Consider the following 7969-nt stretch of genomic DNA (forward strand, 5'->3'; position numbering starts at 1 on the left):
TCAGCCTCTTTATATTTCTTGTAAATAGGCAGTTTGAACAATCAACCAGCCAATTTGATGAAAGAGACTTGACGAATCTTTGTTTTTTCGATAGAATGGTATCTGTTATGGCGGTATAGCCAAGTGGTAAGGCACGGCTCTGCAAAAGCTTGATCGTCGGTTCAAATCCGTCTACCGCCTTCATAATACGAGGACACCTTAGGGTGTCTTTTTTCATTGTTGCATATAAAAATACCCAAAGCTAGATACCTCGGGTATTCGTTATTCTTATTTAATCGCTTCAACCAAAGCCTCTGCTTGAGTCTGAAGGCTTTCAAGAACTTCTGCTGTTGCTACGAATTTTCCATCCACCCAGGCTGTATCATTTACACGTGTCGCTGTAAAATCACCAACCACTTGGGTACGGATAAATGGTAACAATTCTTTGTAGACATCAAAAAGTTGATTGTGACCACCATTAGCAACTGATGATACGGTTACAATCTTATCTTGAAGAGCTGATGGTCCTGAAGGATCTGATAGGTCAAGGGCGCGGCTCAACCAGTCAAGCAAATTTTTCACTGGCCCAGGAATTGAGAAATTATAAACCGGTGAGAAAATCCAGATTGCATCTGCTGCCAAGACCTGCTCTCGAACTTCTGCCAAAACTGGAAGAACTGGACTTTCTAAATCCTGATTAAAAACAGGTACTTGACTATAGTCAAGATAAGAAACATTAGCTTTACCAGCTAGCATTTTCTCAGCTTCTTCTGCTAATTGGTGGTTAAATGATCCCTTGCGAAGAGACCCAACGATAAATAGAATGTTTTTCATAATACACTTCCTTTGTATTTCTAACAATTGATATTTACTACTATATAGTAATATATAGGATTCCATTAGAAATATAAAGAAATATGCTCAGACATTCTTAAATTTTTTCAGGAGCTCTACCAACTGTTCCTGTTCTTCAGGTGTTAGAACGGAAAAAGTCTCCTCAATAGCTCGCTGATGTGGCGGGATTGCTGCTTGAATAATACGACGGCCCTCATCCGTCAAATCAACCTCGAAAGCACGCTTATCTGTTTGGCAAGCTTCTCGTGTCAACCAGCCCTTTTTCTCCATATTTTTAATGACGACAGTCATATTCCCGGAGGTGGCAAGCATGCGGTCAATTAATTCGCCAATCTTCATACGTCCTTTGGAATTAAGCACGTCCATGACACCAAATTGAGTTGGTGTCAAATTAAATTCTTTAAAGGTCTCAGAAACCTTGGCATCGATGGTACGAAAAGCCTTACGCATAACTACCATACTTTTTACAGCCATGTTTTTATCTAAGTCACTCATTTCTAGTCCTTTCCAAATAGATGCTGTTTTTATTACTCTACCACAGTTTTTCTAAAAGTGGTATATGAAAATGAAAAAATAAGAAAAAAGAGTCCTTAGATATCTAACCAATACCTCAGAACTCTTTCATTTCTAACTATTACGATTCCAAAAAAGGGCTAATAAGATAACAGCACCTAGTACTGATGGAACGATAGCAGTATCTGCTAGCATCGGTCCCCAATTTCCAAAAAGAAGCTGACCAACAAAAGCACCTAGCCATCCAACAAAGGTCTTACCAATACAGCCCATACGTTCACCCCTATTTGATATAGCAGAGGCAATAAGGCCAATGAGAAAACCAACTATCATACTTCCAATCATGATAAATTCTCCATCATACTTAGATTACCCAATCCCCATTTCGGAAGATCGGTACACGACTACCATCTTGGCGGATACCATCAATATCCATTTGATTTGAACCAATCATAAAGTCTACGTGTACATCAGAACGATTAAGTCCAGCTTCCTTAAGCTCCTCTTCTGTCATGTCTGCTCCACCCTTAACACTGGTAGCATAGGCTGCTCCAATAGCTAGGTGGTTGGACGCATTCTCATCAAAAAGAGTATTAAAGAAGGTGATTCCTGACTGTGAGATAGGACTTGGATCTGGTACCAAGGCACATTCACCTAGAGCACGCGCCCCATTATTGTTGAAGACGAGATTCTTCATCACTTCGTCACCTTGGTCCGCTGTGATATCTACAATTTCACCGTTTTTAAAGGTTACCTTGATTCCCTCGATAATATTACCATTGTAACTTAGAGGCTTTGTACTTGAGACATAACCATCTGCACGACGAAAATCAGGTGCCGTAAAGACCTCTTCTGTTGGCATATTAGGAAGGAAGCCTTCACCTTGTGCATTGATGGCACCTGCAGACTCCCAAACATGGTTTTTAGGCAATCCTAGAGTCAAATCTGTTCCAGGTGCTTGGTAGTGCAAAGCTGAGAATTGTGCCTCATTGAGTAGGCGTGCTTTAGCATCCAAACGGTCAGCATGTTCCTTCCAGGCACGTACAGGGTCCTCTTCATAGACACGACACGTCTTGAAAATTTGATCCCAAAGTAAATCTACAGCTTCCTCATCACTCGAAGCATCAGGAAAGACTTTCTTAGCCCATTCTTTACCAGCTGCAGCAGCTACCGTCCAACTAACCTTATTAGACTGAGTTGCCACCTGCATAGGTTTAAAGGCCACTCCAGTAGCCTTAGCATGAGCAGATAAACGTTCAGGAGCTACACCATTAAGGGCGCCCGGATCTGATGAACGAACACCTAAACGACTTGCTTTCTTGGCTAACAAATATTCCATTTCAGCTTTTTTATAGGCAGGAACCTCTTCGATGCGGTCCATATCAGCATGCAAGAAGCGCTCGCGATTAATAATATCATCTGACCATTGAACAATTACCTCAGCTGCTCCTAGAGCATAGGCTTCTTTAACTAAGAGGTGTGCTAGCTCTGCTTGTTCTACATCAATGCTCAAGGCCACTGTGTGACCAGGTTGTACATTAATCCCATTAGCAACCAGTAATTTAGCATATTTCTCAAGATTTTCTTTAAAATTTGGTAAAACCATAATTAACTCCTTGAAACTATAATTTTCTATCAGTATACCATAAGACGAAGAAAAAGGTTTCCTCTCAGCTTTGGCTTTTTAGCATCACATGCAGACCCCTAAACAAAAAGAGAACAGAGACTGACTCCATTCTCTCAAAGTTGATGACGATTCTCTTTAGCTATTAAAAGAAATCGTCAAAAAGACTTAATTGATTATCTTCTGGCATATTTCCTAGGATTCCCATTTCATCCAATTTTTCAACCAAGGTTGATGATAGGCCTCCTCGTTTACGCAATTCTGTCTTGGAAAGGAATTCACCTTCTTCACGTGCAGCAACCACTTGCTTAGCAACGTTCTCACCCAAACCTTCAAGTGCAATAAACGGTGGAATCAAAGTATCTCCTTCAATCAGAAATTCAGTTGCCTGACTCTTATAAAGATCCAACTGACCAAAGGTAAAGCCACGTTCTAACATTTCATTGACAATTTCAAGCGTTGTAAATAAGTCATTTTCAACATTAGTCGCTTCATTTCGTTGGCGCTTCTCCTTAATATCTTCCATTCGAGCTTTAACAGCATCAAGACCCGCAGACATCGTCTTAAGCTCAAATGCTTTAGCTCGAATTGAGAAATAGGCACAATAGTAATAAATAGGATGGTGCACTTTGAAATAAGCTACACGCAGGGCCATCATAACGTAGGCTGCCGCATGGGCTTTAGGGAACATGTACTTGATTTTACCACAAGATTCAATGTACCAGTCTGGAACATTATTTTCACGCATGGCTTGAATATAGCCATTTCGCTCTTCTTCAGAAATTTTCAACCACATTCCCTTACGCACACGTTCCATAATGGTGAAGGCCATCTTAGGATCTAATCCCGCATGCATTAGGTATACCATGATATCATCACGACAACCGATAACTGTTTTCAGAGTGGCGATACCTTCCTTAATCAAATCTTGTGCATTACCTAACCAAACGTCTGTTCCGTGGGACAAACCAGATAACTGTAAGAGTTCCGCAAAGGTCGTCGGATGCGTCTCGTCGACCATACCACGAACAAAGTTAGTCCCAAACTCAGGGATTCCCAACATTCCCGTTGGTGTCCCAATCTGTTCAGGTGTTACCCCTAAAATATCAGTCCCTGAAAAAAGTTTCATTACATCTGGATCATCTGCTCGAATATCTTTTGGATCAATTCCTGATAAATCCTGCAACTTACGAATCATAGTCGGATCATCATGTCCCAGAATATCAAGCTTCAACACGTTCTCATCAATATCGTGGAAGTTAAAGTGAGTCGTCTGCCAGGCAGCCGTTACATCATCTGCCGGATATTGAACAGGTGTGAAATCATAGACATCCATATAATTTGGAATAACAACGATACCACCCGGGTGCTGACCTGTGTTTCGCTTAACACCAGCAGCCCCCATGGCTAAACGGTCGACCTCGGCATCTCGGTAAAACTTATTGTAGTCACGTTCGTAACCTTTGACAAAACCATAAGCCGTCCGATCTGCAACAGTACCTACTGTTCCAGCACGAAAAGCATATTGCTCTCCAAAAATATCACGAACATCCAAGTGGGCTGATGGTTGATCATCACCGGAAAAGTTCAAATCGATATCCGGAACCTTATCCCCATCAAAACCTAGGAAAGTCTCGAAAGGAATATCCTGACCATCTTTTTTATACTCCGTTCCACATTCCGAACACTCCTTATCAGGCAAATCGAAGCCAGATCCATAAGAACCATCTGTAATGAACTCTGAGTGTTGACATTTAGGACATAAATAGTGTGGCGGCATCGGATTAACCTCAGTAATTCCAATCATCGTCGCAACAAAACTAGAACCGACAGATCCACGCGAACCAACTAGGTACCCACGTTCATTTGAACGGTTAACCAGCATCTGCGAAGCCAGGTAAATTACGGCAAAACCATTACCAAGAATTGAGGACAACTCTTTCTCAATTCGCAGATCAATAATATCAGGCAAAGGATTACCATAGAGCTCAAACGCTCTAGCATATGTCATCTCCGCAACCTGTTCTTCCGCACGATCAATGAAAGGTGTGTACAAGTCTTTTTTGACAACCTCGACCTCTTCAATTTGTTCTGCCATAGCCTGCGTATTAGTTACAACAATTTCATAGGCTAAGTCTTTTCCCAAAAAGGCAAAGTCATCTAGCATCTCATTCGTTGTTCTAAAATGCGCTTCAGGTAAAGGAGCAGGTTTTGCATTTTCTCCCTTACCGATTGGCCTATTAATCATTGCTCCTTGTCCCAAAGCACGAACAATGATTTCACGATAAATCGCATCCTCAGGATTGATATAATGTACATTTCCTGTAGCAAGCACAGGCTTGTCCAGACGATTAGCAACTTCAATCAGATCTCGAATCAGTTGTTCTATAGCCACCTCATCCTTAATTAAGTCCTTCGCAATCAATGGTGCATAAATCGCTGGTGGCATAACTTCAATAAAGTCATAATATTTAGCAACTTCAACTGCCTTTTCAATACCATGAGACAGAAGCGTATCAAAAACCTCACCATCAGCACAAGCAGAACCTACAATGATTCCCTCACGATACTCATCTAAGACCGTACGAGGAATACGTGCTACCCCCTCAAAGTATGAGACATTTGATAAACTTACCAACTTAAAGATATTCTTCAAGCCAGTTTGATTCTGAACATACAGCGTCGCATGTTTAACACGAGACTTTTTATACGAATCTTCAGAAACCAAATCCGTGTTCAACTGTTCCAAATTAGTCAAACCGTGCTTATCAAACACATCTTTTATGAAGATAAACAACAAACGGCCCGTTGCTTCCGCATCATAATTGGCCATATGGTGGTGATCCAAAGCCACACCAAACCGCTTCGTCAAAGGACCCAAACCATGACGCTTATACTCAGGATAAAGATTTCGTGCAAATTCTAAAGTATCAATAACTGGTTGTGAAATTGTTGGTAACTGATGTCTTTCATAATTGGCATTCATAAAACCAACGTCAAAGGTCGCATTATGGGCTACTAGCACAGTTCCTTGACAGAATTCTTGAAACTCCTGTAAAACCTGGACTAAAGGTTTAGCACCTTTTACATGATTATCAGTAATACCTGTCAACTCAGTAGTAAAAGCAGAAAGAGGATGCCCTGGGTCTATAAATTCATCAAACTGCTCAATAATATTACCTTTATGCATTTTTGATGCGGCAATCTGAATCAAATCATTATGAACAGCAGACAAGCCCGTTGTCTCTACGTCAAATACAACATAAGTTGCTTCTTTTAAATCCAAATTCTGGGAATTATAAACAATAGGAACTTTATCCTCAACAAGATTGGCTTCAAGACCAAAAATAGCTTTAATACCAGCTTTCTTAGCCCTATGGTAGCCATGAGGAAAACTCTGAACATTAGCGTGATCAGTTATAGCAACAGCTGGATGCCCCCAAGAAGCAGCAGTATCAATAAGCTCTTCCACAGTTGGCATGGCATCCATAGTCGACATGTTAGTATGTGCATGAAATTCCACACGCTTTTGTCCCTCAGGCATCAAATCCTTGCGAGGTGTGTGCGAAATCTCTTTGATATCTTGTACATTCATTGTCAGACTATGAGTGAAAGGATTATTCTCAATACGACCGCGAACTCTTACCCAGTTACCTTTTTTTATCATATCGAACTTAGCAAGCTCATTACTATCTTTAACCCAGCGCTGCATTGCAAAACTAGAGGTATAATCAGTTACCTTGAAATTAATAATAATTCGACCCGTCTTAGTTTCACGTTGCTCTACATCAAAAATATATCCTTCAAAAACAACACGATTCTCTTCAGAATTAATATCAACCATTGGCGTTATTTCAGCCTTATCAAAACTAGCTTGACGTTGACTTTGTTTCTCAGCAAAATTTTGGACCAGTTCGTTCACAGGTTTCGGTGCTGGAGCACTCTCAAGAATTGATTGAAGAGCCTGTCTTGCCTGAGATTCAGCTTGTTCTTGTAAAGAAACCTTGTTTGTTTCGTAAGCCTCTTCTATCGAAGATGACGCTTCCTTATCTTCAAGAACAGAAATTGATACATCAGATAAACCAACTTGAGAAAGAGATTTAGAAATCAAAGAAATAAATCTATCCTGTAAATTTTCTTTAATAATATGCGCTGGAGCCTTAACACAAATACTATTATTTGAAATTTCAACCTTTAGATTTGAGAATAAAGAATAAATAGAAAAGTGAGAAAATTTTAAACTATCTAAGGCATATGAAAAATAGTCTCCAAGTAAAGAATCATCACAAGAAGTAGAAAGTAAACGAATCTCAAAAGAAGCTTTGGCACCTAAAGAATCGAAGGAAGAATGAAGTAAACTATCAAAAAGCACAAAAGACTCATAAGAAAGAACACTACGAAAAGAAAAAACAAAAAACCACTGCCGTTTTGATTTAAATAGTTTTACTGTTTCGATAGAACCATCTTTAATTTCTTTAAAAGCATCGTGTTCCTCAGGAAAACGAATTTGTTTTAAGAGAAGCTGAAATTTATCAGACATAAAAATTAAACTCCTATAGACAAAAAAACACTCCTAAAGGAGTGTAACTTATACCGGCGGCCGGGGTCGAACCGGCACGTCCTTGCGGACACTGGATTTTGAGTCCAGCGCGTCTGCCAATTCCGCCACGCCGGCAAAGTATAACTGGGGTAGCTGGATTCGAACCAACGCATGAGGGAGTCAAAGTCCCTTGCCTTACCGCTTGGCTATACCCCAAAAATATAGGCGAATGAGGGGAATCGAACCCCCGAATGTCAGAGCCACAATCTGATGTGTTAACCACTTCACCACATTCGCCACCTTACTAACACGGGCAGTAGGAATTGAACCCACACTGAAGGTTTTGGAGACCTTAGTTCTACCTTTAAACTATGCCCGTTACTATGGAAGGGGAGGGATTCGAACCCCCGAACCCGAAGGAGCGGATTTACAGTCCGCCGCGTTTAGCCTCTTCGCTA

At 40.6% G+C, this 7969-nt stretch carries 5 protein-coding genes and 5 tRNA genes; 1 reads left to right on the top strand and 9 read right to left on the bottom strand.

The features are described 5' to 3' along the window. Nucleotides 1–109 precede the first annotated feature (109 nt). Nucleotides 110–180 (top strand) — tRNA-Cys (locus HMPREF2637_RS04665). Nucleotides 181–267: 87 nt separating this feature from the next. Here HMPREF2637_RS04665 and HMPREF2637_RS04670 read toward each other — a convergent pair. The 9 genes from HMPREF2637_RS04670 to HMPREF2637_RS04710 form a co-directional block, all read right to left on the bottom strand. After that, nucleotides 268–813 carry an NAD(P)H-dependent oxidoreductase gene (locus HMPREF2637_RS04670; protein ID WP_064524491.1) on the bottom strand — a complete coding sequence of 182 codons (546 nt, stop codon included), beginning with the start codon at nucleotides 811–813 and terminating at the stop codon, nucleotides 268–270. 87 nt (nucleotides 814–900) lie between these two features. Continuing rightward, nucleotides 901–1329, bottom strand: coding sequence for a MarR family winged helix-turn-helix transcriptional regulator (locus HMPREF2637_RS04675; protein WP_064524490.1), 429 nt, complete (start codon nucleotides 1327–1329; stop codon nucleotides 901–903). 132 nt (nucleotides 1330–1461) lie between these two features. Further along, nucleotides 1462–1692 (bottom strand): GlsB/YeaQ/YmgE family stress response membrane protein, encoded by a 231-nt coding sequence (locus HMPREF2637_RS04680; RefSeq protein ID WP_002889604.1) that lies wholly within the window; start codon nucleotides 1690–1692, stop codon nucleotides 1462–1464. 19 nt (nucleotides 1693–1711) lie between these two features. After that, nucleotides 1712–2953, bottom strand: coding sequence for an aminopeptidase (locus tag HMPREF2637_RS04685; protein ID WP_064524489.1), 1242 nt, complete (start codon nucleotides 2951–2953; stop codon nucleotides 1712–1714). Nucleotides 2954–3116: 163 nt separating this feature from the next. Next, nucleotides 3117–7511: a PolC-type DNA polymerase III gene (locus tag HMPREF2637_RS04690; RefSeq protein ID WP_064524486.1), complete on the bottom strand. Its 4395-nt coding sequence runs from the start codon at nucleotides 7509–7511 to the stop codon at nucleotides 3117–3119. Nucleotides 7512–7562: 51 nt separating this feature from the next. Beyond that, nucleotides 7563–7646 (bottom strand) — tRNA-Leu (locus tag HMPREF2637_RS04695). A gap of 9 nt (nucleotides 7647–7655) precedes the next feature. Further along, nucleotides 7656–7727: transfer RNA gene (locus HMPREF2637_RS04700), tRNA-Gln, on the bottom strand. Nucleotides 7728–7735: 8 nt separating this feature from the next. After that, nucleotides 7736–7808 (bottom strand) — tRNA-His (locus tag HMPREF2637_RS04705). Between the two features lie 11 nt (nucleotides 7809–7819). Continuing rightward, nucleotides 7820–7890, bottom strand: a tRNA-Trp gene (locus tag HMPREF2637_RS04710). Between the last annotated feature and the right edge of the window lie 79 nt (nucleotides 7891–7969).

The organism is Streptococcus sp. HMSC065H07 (genome assembly GCF_001837325.1).
Taxonomy (GTDB): domain Bacteria; phylum Bacillota; class Bacilli; order Lactobacillales; family Streptococcaceae; genus Streptococcus; species Streptococcus salivarius_H.